The 20,214-nt window shown below is 38.6% G+C and carries 22 protein-coding genes; 17 read left to right on the forward strand and 5 right to left on the reverse strand.

Annotated features, from left to right (window positions below; all coding sequences use genetic code 11):
* Positions 1-45: 45 nt before the first annotated feature.
* The 6 genes from AC6H0V_RS18200 to AC6H0V_RS18225 all read left to right on the forward strand — a co-directional run bounded on the left by AC6H0V_RS18200 (position 46) and on the right by AC6H0V_RS18225 (position 4,411).
* A complete protein-coding gene (locus AC6H0V_RS18200; RefSeq protein WP_497561629.1) occupies positions 46-459 on the forward strand; it encodes a Rieske (2Fe-2S) protein in 414 nt (137 codons plus the stop codon).
* Complete coding sequence (locus tag AC6H0V_RS18205) at positions 459-1,034, forward strand: TetR/AcrR family transcriptional regulator (RefSeq protein ID WP_497561630.1); 576 nt, start codon at positions 459-461, stop codon at positions 1,032-1,034. Before AC6H0V_RS18200 ends, AC6H0V_RS18205 begins: the two co-directional genes overlap by 1 nt.
* A 635-nt stretch (positions 1,035-1,669) precedes the next feature.
* Positions 1,670-1,780: a phenylalanyl-tRNA synthetase subunit alpha gene (locus AC6H0V_RS18210; protein ID WP_316768686.1), complete on the forward strand. Its 111-nt coding sequence runs from the start codon at positions 1,670-1,672 to the stop codon at positions 1,778-1,780.
* A 216-nt stretch (positions 1,781-1,996) separates the two neighbouring features.
* Entirely contained in the window at positions 1,997-3,433 is a 1,437-nt protein-coding gene (rlmD, locus tag AC6H0V_RS18215) for a 23S rRNA (uracil(1939)-C(5))-methyltransferase RlmD (RefSeq protein WP_497561631.1), read from the forward strand.
* Positions 3,430-3,996: a hypothetical protein gene (locus AC6H0V_RS18220; protein ID WP_497561632.1), complete on the forward strand. Its 567-nt coding sequence runs from the start codon at positions 3,430-3,432 to the stop codon at positions 3,994-3,996. Before rlmD ends, AC6H0V_RS18220 begins: the two co-directional genes overlap by 4 nt.
* Before the next feature lie 4 nt (positions 3,997-4,000).
* Positions 4,001-4,411, forward strand: coding sequence for a hypothetical protein (locus AC6H0V_RS18225; RefSeq protein ID WP_497561633.1), 411 nt, complete (start codon positions 4,001-4,003; stop codon positions 4,409-4,411).
* A gap of 206 nt (positions 4,412-4,617) precedes the next feature.
* On the opposite strand, the gene AC6H0V_RS18230 is transcribed toward AC6H0V_RS18225, so the two are convergent.
* Positions 4,618-5,325 carry a head GIN domain-containing protein gene (locus AC6H0V_RS18230; protein WP_497561634.1) on the reverse strand — a complete coding sequence of 236 codons (708 nt, stop codon included), beginning with the start codon at positions 5,323-5,325 and terminating at the stop codon, positions 4,618-4,620.
* Between the two features lie 134 nt (positions 5,326-5,459).
* Here AC6H0V_RS18230 and AC6H0V_RS18235 point away from each other — a divergent pair, with 134 nt between their 5' ends.
* The 3 genes from AC6H0V_RS18235 to hemH all read left to right on the forward strand — a co-directional run bounded on the left by AC6H0V_RS18235 (position 5,460) and on the right by hemH (position 8,201).
* Positions 5,460-5,969, forward strand: a complete 510-nt coding sequence (locus AC6H0V_RS18235; RefSeq protein ID WP_497561635.1) for a phosphoribosyltransferase family protein — start codon at positions 5,460-5,462, stop codon at positions 5,967-5,969.
* A 236-nt stretch (positions 5,970-6,205) separates the two neighbouring features.
* The gene (locus tag AC6H0V_RS18240; RefSeq protein ID WP_497561636.1) at positions 6,206-7,054 is read left to right on the forward strand and encodes a 4-hydroxy-3-methylbut-2-enyl diphosphate reductase; all 849 of its coding nucleotides are present in this window, start codon (positions 6,206-6,208) and stop codon (positions 7,052-7,054) included.
* Positions 7,055-7,187: 133 nt separating this feature from the next.
* Positions 7,188-8,201 (forward strand): ferrochelatase, encoded by a 1,014-nt coding sequence (gene hemH / locus AC6H0V_RS18245; protein WP_497561637.1) that lies wholly within the window; start codon positions 7,188-7,190, stop codon positions 8,199-8,201.
* Between the two features lie 10 nt (positions 8,202-8,211).
* On the opposite strand, the gene AC6H0V_RS18250 is transcribed toward hemH, so the two are convergent.
* Together AC6H0V_RS18250 and AC6H0V_RS18255 are read right to left on the reverse strand one after the other, a co-directional pair.
* On the reverse strand, positions 8,212-8,781 hold the full coding sequence (locus tag AC6H0V_RS18250) for a hypothetical protein (protein WP_497561638.1): 570 nt from the start codon (positions 8,779-8,781) through the stop codon (positions 8,212-8,214).
* 20 nt (positions 8,782-8,801) lie between these two features.
* Positions 8,802-10,049: a 3-deoxy-D-manno-octulosonic acid transferase gene (locus tag AC6H0V_RS18255; protein ID WP_497561639.1), complete on the reverse strand. Its 1,248-nt coding sequence runs from the start codon at positions 10,047-10,049 to the stop codon at positions 8,802-8,804.
* Positions 10,050-10,112: 63 nt separating this feature from the next.
* Here AC6H0V_RS18255 and AC6H0V_RS18260 point away from each other — a divergent pair, with 63 nt between their 5' ends.
* The 6 genes from AC6H0V_RS18260 (at position 10,113) to AC6H0V_RS18285 (ending at position 16,063) form a co-directional block, all read left to right on the forward strand.
* The gene (locus AC6H0V_RS18260; protein ID WP_497561640.1) at positions 10,113-11,432 is read left to right on the forward strand and encodes a UDP-glucose dehydrogenase family protein; all 1,320 of its coding nucleotides are present in this window, start codon (positions 10,113-10,115) and stop codon (positions 11,430-11,432) included.
* Between the two features lie 11 nt (positions 11,433-11,443).
* The gene (locus tag AC6H0V_RS18265; RefSeq protein WP_497561641.1) at positions 11,444-12,487 is read left to right on the forward strand and encodes a UDP-glucuronic acid decarboxylase family protein; all 1,044 of its coding nucleotides are present in this window, start codon (positions 11,444-11,446) and stop codon (positions 12,485-12,487) included.
* Positions 12,488-12,606: 119 nt separating this feature from the next.
* Positions 12,607-13,626 carry a UDP-glucose 4-epimerase GalE gene (gene galE / locus AC6H0V_RS18270; protein ID WP_497561642.1) on the forward strand — a complete coding sequence of 340 codons (1,020 nt, stop codon included), beginning with the start codon at positions 12,607-12,609 and terminating at the stop codon, positions 13,624-13,626.
* 76 nt (positions 13,627-13,702) lie between these two features.
* The gene (locus tag AC6H0V_RS18275; protein WP_497561643.1) at positions 13,703-14,269 is read left to right on the forward strand and encodes a hypothetical protein; all 567 of its coding nucleotides are present in this window, start codon (positions 13,703-13,705) and stop codon (positions 14,267-14,269) included.
* Between the two features lies 1 nt (position 14,270).
* Positions 14,271-15,323, forward strand: coding sequence for a dTDP-glucose 4,6-dehydratase (rfbB, locus tag AC6H0V_RS18280; RefSeq protein WP_497561644.1), 1,053 nt, complete (start codon positions 14,271-14,273; stop codon positions 15,321-15,323).
* 2 nt (positions 15,324-15,325) lie between these two features.
* Positions 15,326-16,063: a tyrosine-protein phosphatase gene (locus tag AC6H0V_RS18285; protein WP_497561645.1), complete on the forward strand. Its 738-nt coding sequence runs from the start codon at positions 15,326-15,328 to the stop codon at positions 16,061-16,063.
* 81 nt (positions 16,064-16,144) lie between these two features.
* Here the strand turns inward: AC6H0V_RS18285 and AC6H0V_RS18290 are convergent, their stop codons facing one another.
* Entirely contained in the window at positions 16,145-17,377 is a 1,233-nt protein-coding gene (locus AC6H0V_RS18290; RefSeq protein ID WP_497561646.1) for an ABC transporter permease, read from the reverse strand.
* 122 nt (positions 17,378-17,499) lie between these two features.
* A complete protein-coding gene (locus AC6H0V_RS18295) occupies positions 17,500-17,853 on the reverse strand; it encodes a HesB/IscA family protein (protein ID WP_497561647.1) in 354 nt (117 codons plus the stop codon).
* 90 nt (positions 17,854-17,943) lie between these two features.
* Between AC6H0V_RS18295 and AC6H0V_RS18300 the strand changes: the two genes are divergently transcribed.
* Both AC6H0V_RS18300 and AC6H0V_RS18305 read left to right on the forward strand, forming a co-directional pair.
* Entirely contained in the window at positions 17,944-18,474 is a 531-nt protein-coding gene (locus AC6H0V_RS18300) for a DUF7935 family protein (protein WP_497561648.1), read from the forward strand.
* 99 nt (positions 18,475-18,573) lie between these two features.
* Positions 18,574-20,121, forward strand: a complete 1,548-nt coding sequence (locus AC6H0V_RS18305) for an acyl-CoA mutase large subunit family protein (RefSeq protein ID WP_497561649.1) — start codon at positions 18,574-18,576, stop codon at positions 20,119-20,121.
* The last annotated feature ends 93 nt before the right edge of the window (positions 20,122-20,214 follow it).

Genomic DNA, 20,214 nt, shown 5'->3' on the forward strand with positions numbered 1-20,214 from the left:
TTGCTCATGATAGCTTCATCACCATTAAAAAACAATGATATACTGATGAAAAAGTTAATTGGAATCTTGTTGCTTGTTATTCTTGGTACATCCTGCGCCAAAGAAGAAAGCATGATCCCAGATGTACCAGTTAACTTTAGTGCACCTCTAACCGACCCGCGATTAAGTAGGTTAAGTACAGCAGGGGGTGCGGTTACATTGTCAGGATATGGTGTGGCTGGCATAATCATTTACCGCAGGGCGGATAATGCCTATGTAGCCTATGATCGCTGTAGTACCGTTAATCCAGAACAAAAGCACGCAGTAGTAGTTGATGATCCAAGTTTAACCGCTACCGATCCAGCATCTGGCGCGAAATACTCACTCTATGATGGTAGTCCGGTTAAAGCGCCGGCTAAAACCTCTTTAAAACAATATGGTGTTACCATTGCCGGGAACACTTTACAGGTAACGAATTAATGGAACCAGAAAAAATAAAAGAAAGCATCTTACGGGCTGCTAAAGAACTTTTCAGGAAGTATGGTTACCATAAAACCAGCGTAAACGAAATTGCTAAGAAAGCAAGGATCGCCAAAGCAACTATCTACAAATACTTCGACAGCAAAGAGCAGGTGTTGGATGCCATTTTGATGGATTATCTGGATATTAACCTGCACGAAATTTTAAGCAACAAAGTTCAGTTTGCCAGTGAAGAAGAACATTTAAAGGCGCTGGTAATGAAGACCTGCCGTTTATCGTACACGGTTTGCAATGAGTTTATCGGATGGGATTTTGTTCGAGAAAATGCCAATTCACAAGAATTTTTAAAACATCTTTCAGATCAGTTAGAGGCGCTACTGCTCTCTGCCTACTTGGAACTGGATCATTTTAAGAAGAACCCAGCGCGTAGGGGTGGACTTGCTTTTTTGCTCAAGGCCAGTAAAAGTATCGTATTTTCTTTTGCCTTTACCTCAGTAAGCGATGCCGACGTGCGCAAAAATTTCGTCACCTTCCAAAAAGAAATCTTGCCTTATTTGGTGAAAGCTGCTTTATAAAGATGGAAGATGGAAGATGGAGATGGAAGATGGAGATGGAAGATGGAGATGTAAGATGGAAGATGGAAGATGGAAGATGGAACATGTGCGGTCGGAAGCCGAATTCCTTTTTGTTTGCTGCTGTCCCCACCTGCCAACCCCGGCTCATGTAGGTCTGAGCCAAACCTTTGCCGTTTTTAAGAATGACTGATCTTTCTAATCTGTGGCTCTCAAATTCTATCGGATGGATCCTGCAACCCACAATTTTAGCACTATCTTTTGTTATCTAAACCCGACAGAAGTGGAAATACTTTGGTTATCAAGACTTACGAAGTTTCATTTGCCGTAGGTTGTTCCAAACTTCGTAAGTCTTCGTCGAAGAAAAGATTGGAACGAATGGCGGGACTGCCCTTCATAGTGGCCACTGCCCCTGCTTTTCAAAACGTTTGGTGAGTAATGTTTGGGGTTATGAATTCAAACATTCCAACTTTCTCCCCAAGGGATGCCTTTGGCACAACCTTAACTCCTAATTCAACTTAAACTTACGAGTGTCTAACTCGAAAATTGACAAACTTCGTAAGTTATATGAATCTAAATACCGATTTGGTTTTTAGTCTATAAATACTTATCTTTGTATCATTATCAACACATTTGTAATGAGCAAAGAAGTTTTAGAGATTTCTGTAATGGTTGATGAGCAATTTGACATGAAATTTAACTGGCTTGAAGGTGCTTTTGGATTAATTCTTAAGGTTTTTGGAAAGTAATTTCCCAAAGGGATGCCTTTGACACAGTTATCAGTTTACAATTGAGTTGCCATCACCTTCACATCTACTGCCTTTAATGGCATAGATATCCTTGACCTCGTTTTCGAAGGCAACGCCCTACGCTTTGGGTATAATGCTTATCGCTTAACGCAAAACGCCCATGGCCCATCGCTTTCTGCTTTAGTCTTTCAGCTTTAACCACTATATTTGCATCCAATGAGTAGAAACAGAAGAAATGCAGAGCCTATACGGATTTCGGGACTAAGCATTATTGATATTGCTGAAGAAGGAAAAGGGGTAGGCAAGGCTGATGAACTAGTGATTTTTGTGGACAAAGCCGTTCCTGGAGATGTTGTTGACATCAAGGTAGTGAAGAAAAAGAAAAATTTTGCTGAGGCGATTATCGAAAACCTGCAATCTCCTTCTCCACTTCGAGTTGATCCATTTTGTAGTCACTTCGGCACCTGTGGGGGATGTAAATGGCAGCACATGAATTATGATGCACAGCTACAATTTAAACATAAGAATGTAGAGGCTGCTTTACAGCGATTAGCCAAAATTGATACTACAAACATGGAGCCTATATTGGGTTCGGCAGTTAATAGATACTATAGAAATAAACTTGAATATACTTTCTCTAACAAACGTTGGCTAAATGCAACAGACATGCAATTTGACGCCGATGATAGAGAAATGAATGCACTGGGGTTCCATGTTCCGCTTCGCTTTGATAAGATTTTAGATATTGAGCATTGCTATTTGCAGGCAGAGCCAAGCAACAGCCTGCGTTTAAGGGTTCGAGAGTATGCCCTCCAGCATGGCCTGAGCTTTTACGATCTCCGCAATCACGAAGGGTCATTAAGAAACCTGATCATTAGGACATCGTCAACCGGAGAGGTCATGGTAGTTGTAGTTTTTGCCTATGCAGCGCAGGAGCAGATCAATGGATTAATGGAATATCTAAAAATTGCTTTTCCAGAAATTACAGCCTTGTTGTATATCGTTAATCAGAAAAAGAACGATACGATTTTTGATCAGGAAGTAATCACCTATGCAGGACGGGACCATATATTTGAGCAGATGCCGATTGATGGGTCAGGAAAAGTAGTGAGGTTTAAAATTGGGGCCAAATCATTTTATCAGACCAATTCTGACCAGGCTTACGAACTTTATAAGATTACCAAAGAATTTGCCGATTTTAAAGGGGATGAGTTGGTATATGATCTATATACTGGTGCCGGTACAATTGCTAACTTTATTGCAGGGAGTGTAAACAAAGTGATTGGGATAGAATATGTGCCTACAGCTATTGAGGATGCAAAATTTAATGCCGAGTTAAACGGAATCTCAAATGCGCTTTTTTACGCGGGCGATATGAAAGACATTTTAACTCCCCAATTTATCAGCGAACACGGTAAGCCCGATGTGGTTATAACCGATCCGCCCAGGGCAGGCATGCACACTGATGTGGTTGAAAGATTATTGGAAATGGAAGCCTATAAAATTGTGTACGTAAGCTGTAATGCAGGCACACAAGCCAGGGATTTGGCTCTGTTAAAAGAAAAGTATGACGTAGTGCGTATCAAACCAGTAGATATGTTCCCTCATACCCAACATGTAGAAAATGTAGTTTTGCTAAAACTAAGAGCATGAGCAAATTTTGGTTGTATCTAACCGTTGTTGCTGGATTATTTGCTTGCAAAGGCAACGATAAATCGGACGAGAAAGAAGAGAAAAGCCCTATTTCTGTCCAAGCAAACGTTAAGATTGATACGGTTACCAAAACCATAGATACCCTTTTACTTACACAAAAAGACACTGCTTTTGTAATAAAAAATAAGTTTGTTAATGATGATATAGGCGACAAGCAAAGAGAATATAACATCAGTATTCATTTTAGCAACAGCAGCCTTCCTGTATTAATTTATGAAAACGCGATTGGTGCCGACCTTTTTTTAAGTGGAGATTTAGATAGCGATGGGCAACCTGAGCTGTTACTCCGCCCGGAGTGGTTTAGTAGCTGCTGGTCGAGCATTAATGTATTTTCGCTAAAAAATAATTCATGGAAGCTGATCAAGAAAGGTCGGATGTACTTTTGTTCAGAGCAATATCCCTTAAGCAGAAGGATAATTAAAACCGAAAAAGGTTGGGCCTTGTTAACCGATAGTTTAACGGAAGACAAGTTTATTACCCTAAAAAAAGAATTAAGATTTTAAAAAAATGGAGTCAGAAGAATTATTAGGCAATTTAGGCCAAGAAGAAAATAGTGAAGGAAAGAAACAGAAAAAAAGTCCGCTGATCAGCTTAGAGAAAGATCTCAACTTTTATACTGGTTCCATTAAAGAGGTTGCAGTAGAAATTATGGTAGAGGGGATTTCTTCCTATCCAATATTTATTGCACATCAGCACGAAGTAAGCATTGGCGAGGTGATTTTAAATAAGAACGATCTCAATACCGAATGGACTGTTCAAGCGTCTACTTTAGAAGAGTTTATTCAAAAAGGAATCGTTCATCCTGATAAGAAAGAGCAATTTTTGAAAAGCTATAAAAAGCCTGAAAATTATATGTGCGTTTTTGTGATAGTGCCCGAAGGTGCTAATTTTATTTATTATCCCTATTCTAAGACTTAGTCTGGAGTTGGCAGTCTGAAGTCTTGAGTCTGTTAGCGACCTGCGCTCAGCGCCAAACGCTATTCGCTTCACCAAAAAAGCCAATACCGCATCCGCTATATTGGCCTATTAACTAAAACTAAACTTATTTTTATCTACTAACTTGTTCAACATCCCTTGGCATTAATCGATGCTTGGTATGCCAGACCCTCGCTCTCCGCTCTTCGCTAATTCACGTGCGTAACATCTCCGCTTTTTGAGGAATTGGTTTTTTTCAAAGCTGCGCTTCCCCTATAGTTTACATCGCTTCCGCCACTTGCACTTGCTTCCAATCCTTTATTTACGTGGATGTTGGCATCTGAACCTCCGCTAACATTCACCTTTGCGTTGTTTACTGCAAAATCATAAGCATCTATATCAGAACCGCCACTAGCGGTTAACACCATATTTTCTGCGCTTCCGCTCAGGTCTGCATCACTGCCCCCACTAATAGAGAGTTGAAAATTTGTGCAGGCTATATTGAGCTTAAGATCAGAACCGCCACTCGCCGCTACTGATAATGCATCTGTCTTAATGGTGTTTTGGCTAAAAACATCAGAACCACCACTCGCTGCCAAGCTTTTTAAGGTTTTGTAATTTACATATACTTTAATGGTTTGGTTTTTGAACAATCGGCCCCAGCTCACGCCGTCTTTATATTTTATAGTAAGGGATGTGCCATTTTGCTCTATCACAACGTCTTTTATCAAGTCGTTATCACCCTTAATGGTTAGGGTTTCTGAATTCCCTTGTGTAAGGTAGAGGTCTATTCCGCTGCTTACGCCTATACTATTAAAACTTTTAACAGCTACATTTCTTTGGGCATTTGCATGCATATAACTCAATGTCATCACGAACATCAAGGTAATTGATTTTAAAATAGAAGTTGGTTTCATGGGATGTGGTTTTAAGGTTTGTAATGATTAGACGCAAGTGCCTAGCTAAACGTTGCAAAAAATCGAAATTATTTTTTTGTGTTTGTTTTTGAGGCTTAAAATCGTTCTTTTGTAGGTATTATAAATTGATCGCCATGCCCGAAACACAGGTCCTTATCTTAGACAAGCAACAGATTGATCAAAAGATCAACCGTATTGCCTATCAAATTTTAGAAGATAACTTATACGAAAAGGAAGTTGTTTTGGCTGGAATTTGGGATCGTGGTTACAAGTTGGCCTTGCGCTTGCAGAAAGTGCTTGAAGAAATTGCAAACTTTAAAGTGATTTTACTTAGAATCGATTTAGAGAAACAACATACCAAACTCGTAGCCAAAACAGATTTACAAGAAACCGAATGGAAGAACAAAGTAATAATTTTGGTTGACGACGTGCTTAACAGTGGTAAAACCTTGGCGTACGGATTGGGCGTTTTCTTAAATACACCACACAAAAAAATCAGAACAGTAGTTTTGGTAGATCGAAGTCATAAGATTTTTCCAATTGCCACAGATTTTGTGGGCCTAGAACTTTCTACCATCCTTAAAGAACGTGTTGACGTAGTAATGGATGTAGATGGTGAAGAAGATCGGGTTTATTTGAGTTGATGGAAGATGGAAGACGGAAGATGGAAGATGGAAGATGGGAGATGGAAGTCCGAGAGTGCGGGAAACTTTAACTAGACAGGTTAGGAAATCGGTGAAATCATCGGTACCTGCCTGATTTTCGGGCAGGAAGCGTAAGGGATGATCGAGTCCCAACTCCCCAGTCCAACCTCCCAATAAAAACTCCAACTATTCTAAATATTCCGTATTTTTGTAATCTATATTGCATCACAATAAAAATGAGCTATAATTTAAACGTATCCATAGATAAATCTTCTGGCTTCTGCTTTGGTGTCGTTTACGCGATAGACATGGCCGAAGATATTTTAGATCATGAAGAATATCTGTATTGTTTGGGTGATATAGTGCATAATGATGAGGAGGTAGAACGCTTAAAAGCTAAAGGACTTAGGATCATTGATCACGAAAAGTTACATCAACTTGTAAACGAAAAGGTTTTAATTAGGGCGCATGGCGAAGCCCCATCAACCTATCAGTTGGCATTAGAAAATAACCTGACCTTAATTGATGCTTCTTGTCCGGTAGTACTAAAATTACAGAACCGCATTAAGAATTCTCATGATGATGAGGAGCAAATTCTCATTTTTGGGAAGCATGGACACGCGGAGGTAATTGGATTACAGGGCCAAACCAATGGTAAAGCTATTGTTTTCCAGGATTTAGCTGAGCTCGATAGTATGGAACTGCCAAATAAATTTACCCTTTATAGCCAAACCACAAAAAGCACAGATAAGTTCTATCATATAAAGGACGAACTCTTGAACAGGGGATATGATGTGAAGGCTAACGATACAATTTGTCGTCAGGTTTCTAATCGTTATGAGGAGCTAGAAAATTTTGTAACAGATTACGATAAGATTATCTTTGTTTCAGGCAAAAAATCATCGAATGGTAAGGTGCTATTTGATGTTTGCAAAAAGTTTAATCCCAACTCGTACTTTATCTCCAACTCAGATGAATTGGATCTGAACTGGTTTTCTCAAAACGATAAAGTTGGGATTTGTGGAGCAACATCTACGCCGATGTGGCTCATGGAAAAAGTGAAGGCAGAACTAGAAGCCTATTAAATTCTATCATCATCAAAAAGTAATTATTGACCGATAATCTACAAACGCTTAAACTATTCTTTTTAGCCGTATAAGCTTAACGTATATTTGCCCATTAAGTAGTAATCGAAAATCAGTTCATCTAGATTTTAATATGGGTAAAAAAGGAATTTTATTAGTTAATTTAGGTACGCCAGACAGTCCAGAAGTAAAAGATGTAAGAAAATACCTCGATCAGTTTTTGATGGACGAGAGGGTAATCGATATTCCTAAATTTAACCGCACATTACTTGTTAAAGGTATAATTGTTCCTTTCCGTAGCCCGAAAACCTCCAAACTATATAAAGAAATATGGGATGAAAGAGGCTCGCCCTTACTTTATTACAGCAAGATCCAAGCTCAATTATTGCAAGAAAAACTAGGCTCCGATTATCAGGTAGAATTGGCCATGCGTTACCAGAGTCCATCAATAGAACTTGCGCTGCAAAAATTAAAAAGCGGATTGGTAGAAAGCATCAAGGTTATTCCGATGTTCCCGCAATATGCCTCTGCAAGTTCGGGTTCTGTAATTCAAATGGTAATGGAACTCGTTGCCAAATGGCAAACCATTCCACCTATTTCTTTCGTCAATTCTTTTCATGATAATAAACAGATGATCGAGGTTTTTGCTGAAAATGCAAGGAAGCACGGACCTGAAAATTATGATCATGTATTGTTCAGCTTTCACGGGCTGCCCGAAAGGCAATTGTTAAAATGCGATCATACGGGAAGTTATTGTTTAAAAGCAGACCATTGTTGCGACGACTTTAATGATACGAACAAATTTTGTTACTCTGCTCAGGGGCACCATACTGCAAGCTTGTTGGCCCAAGAACTAGGTTTGCCTAAGGAAAAATATACAGTTTGTTTCCAATCCCGCTTAGGAAAAGAACCTTGGGTGCAACCCTATACAACTGATGTGTTGAAGAAACTTGCGTCTGAGGGGAAAAAGAGATTATTGGTTTTTAGTCCAGCTTTTGTAGCCGATTGCCTAGAAACCTTATACGAAATCACAGTAGAATACCACGAAGAATTTAAAACACTTGGCGGAGAGCATGTTCAATTGGTTGAAAGCTTAAACGATCATCCTAAATTTATTGAGGCGCTGGCAGAGATGGCAGAATCGTAGTTAGGTCAACCTAATTTTTTATGATTTCTTTAATCAGATGTGTAATCTGTCTTTTTACATTGCTTAAATTCCCTATGCTTACATTTTCGATAAATACATCATTATAATATTCGAACTTTTTAGTTTCATTATTGATCACTGAAATCCTAAAGTAAGACCTGCTACTGTACCCATAACTTCCTCCAGCGGATAGTAGGAAAGTATATTTACTCTTTTTTACAATTAATTCTTCTGGTACCTCAAGTTGCTCCTTAGATCTCATCATGGTACCAAATTTTGTTTCAATTAAATGATTAACGTTCCTATAGCTTTGATGCATGATATCCAGATCCACAAATTCACTTTTGGTTAAAAGTAATTTGGTTTGGGCAACAACCACTCCATAAACTTTTTCTCTCATTTGGAGGTCAGGCTCAGATGCCGCCATCGCAGTACGGTGATAGATTTCTATATCGGGAGATATAATGGTTATACTATCACTCACATATTTCGGCTTTGCTATTCTTTGCTGAGAAAAAGATGGGTACCAGCAAATAACTAAGCAGCTGATGAAAAGGAAAGAACGTAGATTTTTTTTCATGGGGATGGCTTGCGGTTTTATTATTTCTGTGCGTATATAAATTGAACAATCATCTCAGTAGCCCCTTTTTTGTTCGCTACATAATCTTTTGCCGCTTCTCCCGCCTTTTTGTTATCGATATAAAAATGGAAGGCATTAAGGAGTCTGGCTTTGGTTGTTATGCTTCTTGCAGCACCAATGTTCATTAGATCATTTGCCTCTTGAAACTTATCGTACTTCGGGCCAAAAATTACGGGCAAACCAAATGCAGCAGCTTCTAGCGTATTGTGGATTCCAGCTCCAAAACCACCCCCAATATATGCTATGCTAGCATATTGATAAAGAGATGAAAGCATTCCGATGTTGTCTATGATGAGCGTCTGGTGCTTAGCGGTTAGCATTTGGCTATCCCCATAGCTATCGGAAGCAAACTGAGAATTCAAAACTGAAAACCTGATAGAATTTGGGAATAAATTCTCAATCTCTTCTATACGTGATCCTCCAATTTCATGTGGGGCAATAATAAACTTCCAATCCGAATATTGCTGTGTTAATGCAACAATTACTTTTTCATCTGCCGGCCAGGTGCTACCACCTATTAAAACAGGCGAGTTGCCACAAAATGCTTCAATTTCAATTATTTTTTTAGGGTTTTGGGCACTTTGATGCACCCTGTCGAAACGGGTATCGCCGCTTAGACTTACATTTCCCAGCCCGATACTTTTAAGCAATAGCACACTTTCTTCGTTCTGTACAAAAAAATGGGTAACACATTTTAGCAGACTTCGGTAAAAACTCCCATAGCCCTTAAAAAAAACCTGATCAGGCCTAAAAATTCCAGATATTAAATAAAGTGGAATCTGTTTCTCATTCAATTCATTAAAATAGTGGTACCAAAATTCATATTTTGTAAATATTGCTAGTTTGGGATTTACTATTTCAATGAATTTTTTTGCGTTTTTTGGGGTATCCAATGGTAAATAGAAAACATCCGCCAATGCATAATCTTTTCTGATCTCATATCCTGAAGGAGAAAAAAAAGTGACTATAATTTTTTGCTCAGGTTCGTTAGCTTTTAATTTTTCCAAAACTGGCCTTCCCTGCTCAAACTCCCCTAAAGAAGCAAAATGGAACCAGACGGGCTGATCTGTTAAAGCTATTTTTTTGGCTAAAATTTCGAAGATATTCTTTCTTCCATCAATAAATAATTTTGCTTTAGGGTTAAAAAGGGCTGCCAGTCTCAACACAAAGAGATATCCGATTATTCCAATATTATAAATCCAAAGCATTTGCGTCTTATTTCTTATCTTCGCCGAAGATAAATGAATAATTTTAAAACCTTCAACTAATATATGAAGATAGCTGTAATAGGAACTGGATACGTTGGTCTAGTTACCGGCACATGTTTAGCAGAAACTGGAAATAGTGTGATCTGTGTTGACATAAATGAAGCAAAAATAAAAAAAATGATTGCTGGCGAATTACCGATATACGAGCCAGGATTAGATGTATTATTCCATCGGAATATTGCACAAGGCCGTTTATCTTTTACTACAGATCTCGCCTTAGCTGTGGATAACGCTCAAATTATTTTTATGGCACTGCCAACTCCGCCGGGTGGTGATGGCGCCGCCGATCTTTCCTATATTTTAGGTGCAGCAAAAGATATTTCAAAATTGGTTACTTCTTATAAAGTAATCGTAAATAAATCAACGGTTCCTGTTGGTACGGCTGATAAGGTTGCAGAGGTATTCAAGGCCAATACCACTATCGAAATAGATGTGGTTTCGAACCCAGAATTTTTGCGTGAAGGCGTAGCCGTTGATGATTTTATGAAACCTGATCGCGTGGTAATTGGTACAACAAGCGAAAAAGCAAAAAAATTAATGGCCGAGCTATATGCGCCTTATGTTCGTCAGGGAAATCCGATTTTCTTTATGGACGAACGCTCATCTGAGCTAACTAAGTATGCGGCAAATTCTTTTCTAGCAACGAAAATTACGTTCATGAACGAAATCGCGAACCTTTGCGAAATTGTGGGTGCGGATGTGGATGCTGTGCGCAAAGGAATAGGATCTGATGATCGGATCGGGAAACGTTTTCTTTTTCCTGGGATCGGTTATGGTGGATCATGTTTTCCAAAAGATGTTCAAGCATTATCAATTTCGGCAGAAGCCTATAATTATGATTTTCAGATTTTGAAAGCCGTAATCCAGGTAAATGAAAGGCAAAGAACGGTAATGGTAGATAAAATACTTAATTATTTCAAAGGAAATATTGAAGGCAAACATTTTACCTTATGGGGCTTAGCGTTTAAACCGGAAACCGATGATATTAGGGAAGCCCCAGCATTGTATATAATTGATGAACTGATAAAAAATGGCGCTACGGTAACTGCTTTTGATCCAGAAGCAATGGAAAATGTAAAAGCCCTAGTAAGGGATAAAATTAGTTTTGCCGAAAATCAGTACGACGCCTTGCAAAATGCCGATGCACTGTTAATCGCCACAGAATGGTCGGTATTTAGAAATCCAGATTTCGAAAAAATGGATGAAATATTAGCCCATAAGGTAATCTTTGACGGAAGAAACCTATTTGACCTTCAAAAAATGATAGATCTTGGGTATTATTACAACAGCATTGGACGTAGATTATTGACCCCACAACCTTAAACCCATTACCGATGGAACAAGAGAATAATAACGATAAATTAAAGTCGACTTCAGGGGATTTTGGGGTAGGGACCAAGCGTATTCTAATTACAGGAGCTGCTGGCTTTTTGGGATCACATTTGTGCGATCGCTTTATTAAAGAGGGATTCCGGGTGGTGGCTATGGATAATCTAATAACGGGTGATTTACAAAACATCGAACACCTGTTTAAACTGGAGAATTTCGAATTTTATCATCATGATGTTTCCAAATTTGTGTATGTGCCTGGAAACCTAGATTATATCCTACATTTTGCCTCTCCCGCTAGTCCGATAGACTATTTAAAAATCCCTATTCAAACCCTAAAGGTGGGTTCGTTGGGAATCCATAACCTTTTAGGTTTAGCAAAGAATAAAAAAGCACGGCTTTTAATTGCGTCAACATCCGAAGTTTATGGCGATCCTACCGTTAATCCTCAACCCGAAGAATATTGGGGCAATGTTAATCCTGTTGGACCAAGAGGAGTTTATGATGAAGCTAAACGCTTTCAGGAAGCAATGACTATGGCCTATCATACATTTCATGGGTTAGAAACCCGGATCGTGCGGATCTTTAATACCTACGGACCAAGAATGAGGTTAAATGATGGTAGGGTATTGCCTGCCTTTATCGGCCAAGCCTTGAGGGGAGAAGACTTAACCGTTTTTGGTGATGGAAGTCAGACTAGATCCTTTTGCTATGTCGACGATTTGATTGAAGGTATTTACCGCCTATTATTTAGTGATTATGCCCAACCGGTTAATATTGGCAATCCAGATGAAATAACGATGATGGATTTTGCTGAAGAAATCATTAAATTAACGGGTACAAGTCAGAAAATAATCTGCACAGAACTCCCCACCGACGATCCTAAGCAACGCCGCCCTGATATTACAAAAGCCAGAGCGCTACTAAATTGGGAGCCCAAAGTAAATAGGGCAGAAGGACTAAAGATCACCTACGAGTATTTCAAATCATTGCCAAAGGAGGCATTAATAAATAAGGAGCATAAAAACTTTAATACATATAACAAGTAATGAATCTAGCATAGGCCTATGCTTCCATAATAGCCGATAGGGTCTGCAAATACCGAAGAATTTCTTTTTGTTTAAAGAAATTTCTTGGGAAGAAATTCGTTTTCTTTAGAAATATAACGATGAAAAAAATACTAGTAACGGGGGGTACGGGATATATTGGATCACATACAGCGGTTGAACTTTTTAATGCGGGCTATGAGGTTGTTATCGTTGATGATTTCTCTAATTCAGATCCAAAGATTTTAACACAGATCGAACTAATTTCAGGTAAAAAGCCCTTATTTGAAAAATTAGATCTCTGTAATAGTGATGCGGTCAATTCATTTGTGGCAAAACACAATGATATTTGGGGCGTAATTCACTTTGCGGCATTTAAGGCAGTTGGAGAATCCGTTCAAGAACCCTTAAAATATTATCGTAATAATTTTTACTCTCTTATTAATGTTCTAACCGCTTTTAACACGGCCACAAAATTTGTTTTTTCCTCTTCTTGTACAGTATATGGTCAACCCGATCAATTGCCCGTTACAGAGTTATCGCCAACAAAAAAAGCCGAATCGCCATATGGCAATACCAAGCAAATCGCTGAAGAAATTCTACAAGAAACCTGTGCGGTAAACCCTAAATTAAAAGTAATTACATTAAGGTATTTCAACCCGGTTGGTGCCCATGAAAGTGCATTGATTGGTGAACTTCCAATAGGTGTGCCACAGAATTTGGTTCCTTTTATTACCCAATCTGCCATTGGCAAAAGAGGGCCAATTACAGTTTATGGGAATGATTATAATACCCCAGATGGCACGGCGATTAGGGATTATATCCACGTTGTTGATCTAGCGAAAGCACATGTAGCAGCCATCAGAAGATTAGAAACTGAAAACGATAACAATTATGAGGTATTTAATGTAGGAACGGGAAAGGGATCTTCCGTTTTAGAAATTATTGATGCTTTTGAACAATCGACCGGAGAGAAATTAAAATACTTGATAGGAGCCAGAAGAGAAGGAGATATTGAAAAAACATTTGGCGATGTGACGCGCTCAAATAATATATTGGGTTGGAAAGCAGAATTGGATATCCAAGCAATGATGAGTTCGGCATGGAATTGGGAGAAATATTTAAAGAACAATCCATTTTAATCTTGACTACCATTCAACTAATTGAAGAGGAATATGCTTATGACAGCTCATTTACGTTTGAAATAAACATAGGCTAATGAAATTAAGTGAACAAAAAGAACTTAAAAAAGAAATTTTAGCGTTGCCCCCAAAAGAAAAAGACAAGCTTTTACTGCGGCTGGTGGCAAAGGATAAGGTACTTACAGAACATCTACATTTTTTATTGCTCGAAGACGAAAGTAATTTAAGGGATAGGGTAGCAAACATTAAAGAAGAAATAACAATGGTAACGAAGCATTTGATGGCACAAAGAAAATTAAATGCAAAAGAAGTTTTATCCAATTTGCGGAAATTAGCTAAATTGGTGAATCACAACCTTAGAGTTACTAAGGCCAATTTTGAGGATGTGGAATTGAGAATATTTCTGTTTAATAACACGATCACACAATTTAAATCAGGTATTTTTTCGTCTTATAAGGATTATGAACAGCTCTTTGCAAACTATTTTGTAAAATCTACTATAATTACCTTGCGTAAATTCGATAAATTACACGAAGACCTTCAGTATGATCTAAAGGTTGAAATGAATAAATTATTACTAAAGATATATAAGAGCAACATGGCCGCAGTTGCAGAGCGGTTAACTTTGCCCGAACACGTTTAATATGAAGAAATTATTAATTACTGGTGGTGCCGGCTTTATAGGTTCGCATGTAGTGCGAAGATTTGTTTCAGTATACCCACAATATGAAATTGTAAATCTTGATGCCCTTACCTATGCTGGGAATTTGACCAATCTTACGGATGTTGAAAACAAAAGTAATTATCGCTTTGTTAAAGCAGACATAACGGATTCGTCTGTTATTAACGACTTATTTAAGGAAGAAGGATTTGATGCTGTAATTCATCTTGCAGCCGAATCCCATGTAGATAGGTCTATTGCAGACCCTAGTGCATTTGTGATGACAAACGTGATTGGTACGGTAAATTTATTAAACGCAGCAAGGGAATATTGGAGGGGCGATTACGAAAACAAACGTTTTTACCATGTCTCTACTGACGAAGTCTATGGTGCGCTTGGCGAAACAGGGATGTTCACAGAAAGCACTGCTTATGATCCTCATAGCCCTTATTCGGCCTCAAAGGCAAGTTCTGATCACTTTGTAAGGGCCTACCATGATACGTATGGATTAAATGTCGTAATCTCTAATTGCTCTAATAATTACGGATCGCATCATTTCCCTGAAAAACTAATCCCCCTAGCTATTAATAATATTAAAAATAACAAACCTGTACCTGTATATGGCAAGGGTGAAAATGTTCGGGATTGGTTGTGGGTTGAAGACCATGCAAGAGCTATTGACGTTATTTTTCATCAGGCAAAAACTGGCGAGACCTATAATATTGGTGGACATAACGAATGGAAGAATATAGATCTTATCCATTTGTTGTGCAGAATTATGGATAAAAAATTAAACAGATCAGCTGGAGCTTCAGAAGCGTTAATCACTTTTGTAACCGATAGAGCGGGACACGACTTGCGTTATGCCATAGATTCTACTAAATTACAACAGGAGCTAAACTGGGTTCCAAGCTTACAATTTGAAGAAGGACTTGAAAAAACCGTAGATTGGTACTTAGAAAACGAGGAATGGCTAAATAATGTAACTTCGGGTAATTATCAGGCATACTACGATAATCAATATAAAGGGAGGTAATTTTGTTCGACTGGCTAAAAAAGAAGAAAGAACCTGAATTTAATTTTTCAACGATCAGAACCGATATGCACTCGCATATTATTCCGGGAATTGATGATGGCGCTAAGAATCTAGAAAACTCTTTGCTTTTGGCTAAACGTTTCCATGAATTAGGGTATAAAAAATTAATCGCTACCCCCCACGTCATGGCCGATTATTTCCGCAATACACCAGCAACAATTCAAAAAGGCCTGGATATTTTGAGGGAAGGTCTCCTTCAAAACAATATCGATCTAGAGGTTGATGCCGCTGCAGAATACTATCTCGACGAAACCTTTGAAAGTAAAATAGAAAAAAAAGAAGTAATGACGTTCGGAGATAAGAAATTCCTTCTTTTCGAATTGTCGTTTATCAATGCGCCACATAATCTTTTCGAAGTAATTGCGAAAATGCAGGATGCGGGGTATCAGCCGGTTTTAGCCCACCCCGAACGTTATCCGTATTATTATAATTCGATAGAAAGTTACGAGCAAATTAGATCAACGGGATGCTTGTTGCAGTTAAATACCATTTCCTTAACAGGATATTATGGTAAAGGGGCTAAGCAAACCGCAGAAGAATTAGTGGATAATTATTGCATTGACTTTTTGGGAAGTGATATGCACCATCTTCGTCACGCAGATGCATTACGGGAAAGCCTTAAATTAGATCGCCTCCAACAGATTCTTTCGCAACCGCAAATAAATAACTTATTATTATAAAACAGTTATCAGTTACCGGTTATCGGTTTGCAGTTGAGTGTTGAGTTTAACCTAACTGCTAATTGTAAACTGTAAACTGGGCTATTCGTACCGCAGCGCCTCTATCGGGTCCAATTTAGCTGCTTTTTTAGCAGGATAATATCCAGATACAAGACCCACGCCAAAGCATACCACAAAACCCGAGAAAATAATCAACCACGGGATAATGAATGTACCTCCCATCGAAAATGAGATCAGGTTGCCTATTCCGATGCCCAATAAAATCCCGAAGAATCCGCCAATTAAACAGATAACTATAGCTTCTATCAGGAATTGTTTTCTAATTACTGTCGGCGTTGCCCCAATTGCTTTTCGAATTCCAATTTCACGGGTCCGTTCTGTTACAGAAACTAACATGATATTCATTAAGGCGATCGAAGCACCTAGTAAGGTAATGATCCCAATTGCCCACCCAGCCCACTTTACAATGTTTAGATTTTCTATAAGGGTTTGCGCAACCGCATCACTTTTGGTTATTTCAAAATTATTTGGCTCGCTGATCTTAACCTTTCTGATATTCCTAAATTCAGCGGTGGCTTCTCCTACAACATTATCAATGATATCATTATTTGCTACTGCCACGGTTATGGTATAGGATGGATTACTATTTGAATTAATCAGCTTTGCTTTATATAAAGGAACATAAACAGCCCTATCGGTACTTGGTCCTAAACCACCTCCTTTTTTTACCAGGACGCCTATAACCCTAAGTTTATTATTGCCTGCGTTAATTATCTTATCAATAGGGGATTCTTTTTTAAACAACGTCGTTGCTATCTCACTACCGATAATGCAAACGTTAGTTCCTGTTGTACTTTCGGCAGCATTAAAGTTCCTTCCTTCCTGTAGTTCGAAACCCATGTTGGCTAAGCCATTTTCATCTATTCCCTGGATATTGGTATTTGGATTGGTTTTTTCCTGACCATATTTCACGGTAGATCCACCACTTGCAAATACACTTACAGAAACCGTTGCTGGCGCTTGTAGTCTTTCTTTAAAAGAAACGGCATCCTCATAACGGATAGATTTAAACGGTTTAGGCCTTTTGCCACTCCCACCAATCCTGATACCAGTACCTCTATTTCTGATCGTAAAAGAGTTGGCACCCATACTAGAAAAAGCATCGGTCATGCTTTTTTTTACCGCATCGATTGTTGTTAATATACCTACTAATGCCATCAATCCAAGTGCTATAATCAGCGCTGTTAACATTGTGCGCAACCTGTTGCTCTTGATAGATTCTAATGCAAGTCTTACGTTTTCGATATAGGTCATTTGATCAATATAAAATAAGATTTGGGATAAAAATAAAAAGTCCCGCTGTTAAGACAACGAGACCTTGTATAATGTTACAATTAAACTAAACTTACGAAGTCTTTAAGACTTCGTAAGTTTCACTAAACAGAGAAACTCGTTCCACAACCGCACGAACTTGCTGCGTTTGGATTACTAAAGGTAAAACCTCTAGAATTAAGTCCGTCTTGCCAATCAATTTGCATGCCCAGTAAATACATTTGATGCGCTTTATGCATAAATATCTTAATGCCATCAATAAAAAATTCTTGATCGCCCTCTTTTTTCTGATCGAAACCCAAAACATAGGTCATCCCGGCACAACCTCCACCCTCAACACCAACACGAAGACCAAAATCTTCGGTAATCTCTTGTTGGTCCTTTAATTTCAAAAGTTCTTTAACGGCAGTCTCTGTAAATGATACAGGCGCAAAAGTAGTTTCTACAGTATTACTCATGTTTTTAAAATTAGTAACACAAATATAAATATTTATGTACATTTTTGTTCGTCTTACCTGTTAATATTACGGTATTCAAACAAAATAAGCATGAACATTACGCACCTATTTACCCTTTTAGCTGCGGTTGCAATCGGAGGAATAGTTTCCGTGCTTGTAGCCTATCTTTTGATAAGAAATGATATCCAGAATTATTTTAGGTTTAAAACGATAGATCATCACAAGGAAAGTAGAAACGCACTGTTTCCCATGAAATTACAGGCGTATGAACGGTTGATCATTTTTGTCGACCGCATCAATCCATCTAACCTCCTTATTCGTCTACACCAACAGGGAATTGGACTTTCGGCACTTCAAGCATTAATTTTAGATGAAATCAAATCAGAATATCAGCACAATATTACCCAACAGCTTTACATTGATTCTACAAGTTGGACGGTAGTTCGTAAGCTTAAAGATGATACTATTGCGATGGTAAATAACGTTGTTCAAAACCTTCCAGAAAACGCGACAGGAGTGGATTTAAGTAAAAGAATATTACAGCACATGAGTGGGATTGCTGATAATCCTTACGAGCTTACCATTAACCAACTTAAAACGGATATTCAGAAGATGTTCTGATTTAGTTCTAAGTCGAAAGTCATTAGTCTGTAGTCTATTTAACCTTATACTCCCGGTAGCTATTGGGACCAACCTTCCAACATTATAACTCTTAGGTATATGACTGATAAAAAACACATAACCACATCAGGAATCGAAATTAAGCCTGTATACACCATAGCAAAACCATCGGTAGAAATGCCGGGAAAGTTCCCGTTTACAAGGGGCATCCAGCCTGATATGTATCGCGGTAGGTTATGGACGATGAGGCAATACGCAGGATTTTCTACTGCAGAAGAATCAAATAAAAGATATCATTATTTGTTGGCTCAGGGAACGATGGGCTTATCTGTGGCCTTTGATCTGCCTACCCAGATCGGATATGACTCTGATCATGAAATGTCGGAAGGCGAAGTGGGAAAAGTAGGTGTAGCCATCGATTCGTTAAAGGATATCGAAATTCTTTTTGACGGGATTGAACTGAATAAGATCACTACCTCTATGACAATCAATGCCACAGCATCGATTTTATTGGCCATGTATATCGCCTTGGCAAAAAAACAAGGTGCTGATCTGAAAGAGATATCCGGAACAATCCAAAATGATATTTTAAAGGAATATGCTGCTAGGGGAACTTATATTTATCCTCCCAAACAATCGATGCGTATTATAACCGATATTTTTGAATTTTGCAGCAAGGAAGTCCCAAAATGGAATACCATTTCTATTTCGGGATACCACATCCGTGAGGCCGGATCAACCGGGGTACAGGAATTGGCATTTACTCTAGCTAACGGTAAAGCTTATTTAAATGCGGCATTAGAAAAGGGACTAGACATCAATATTTTTGCGAAGCGACTTTCGTTTTTCTTTAATTGCCATAACAACTTCTTTGAAGAGATAGCAAAATTTAGAGCGGCCAGGAGGATGTGGGCTAAGATCACTAAAACTTTGGGTGCAACTGATGAGAAGGCCATGATGCTGCGTTTCCATACTCAAACTGGAGGCTCTACCTTAACTGCCCAGCAACCGCTTAACAATGTGATTAGAGTGACCAATCAGGCTATGGCTGCCGTACTTGGCGGAACTCAATCATTGCATACCAATGGATATGATGAAGCGCTCTCCTTGCCAACTGAAGCGGCCGCTAAAATCGCTCTGCGCACCCAACAGGTTATTGCTTTTGAGAGTGGTGTTACAGACACCGTAGATCCTCTTGCGGGTTCCTACTTTATTGAAGCGCTTACCGACGAAATTGAAGAGGCAGCACAAACATATATCGAAAAAATTGATGCCATGGGTGGCTCGGTAAATGCAATTGAAAATGGATACATCCAACAGGAAATCGCAAATGCAGCATACCAATACCAAAAGGAAATAGAGTCTGGAGAAAGGATTAGTGTTGGGGTTAATAAATTCACTCAAAAGGAGGAAGGAATCACAGACACTTTATCCATCGACGAATCAATTAGAACCATCCAAACTGAGAAATTAAACCGCCTTAAAGCAGAGCGAAATAATGATGCGGTGAATCAGGCACTAAACAGGCTCCGAGAAGCCGCCAAAACTGATAAGAATTTAATGCCATTTATCCTCCTAGCAGTAGAAGAATACGCCACTTTGGGCGAAATAGCAGATTGTTTAAGAGGGGTCTTTGGCGAATATTAATTTAAGGTTAAAAATAAGTTATCCACACAAAAAATTTAGGTTAAGTAGTTTATGCTACTGCTTTAGAACGACTTACAAATTAATTGAGAAATT

The sequence above is a fragment of the Pedobacter sp. NO84 genome, assembly GCF_059703915.1.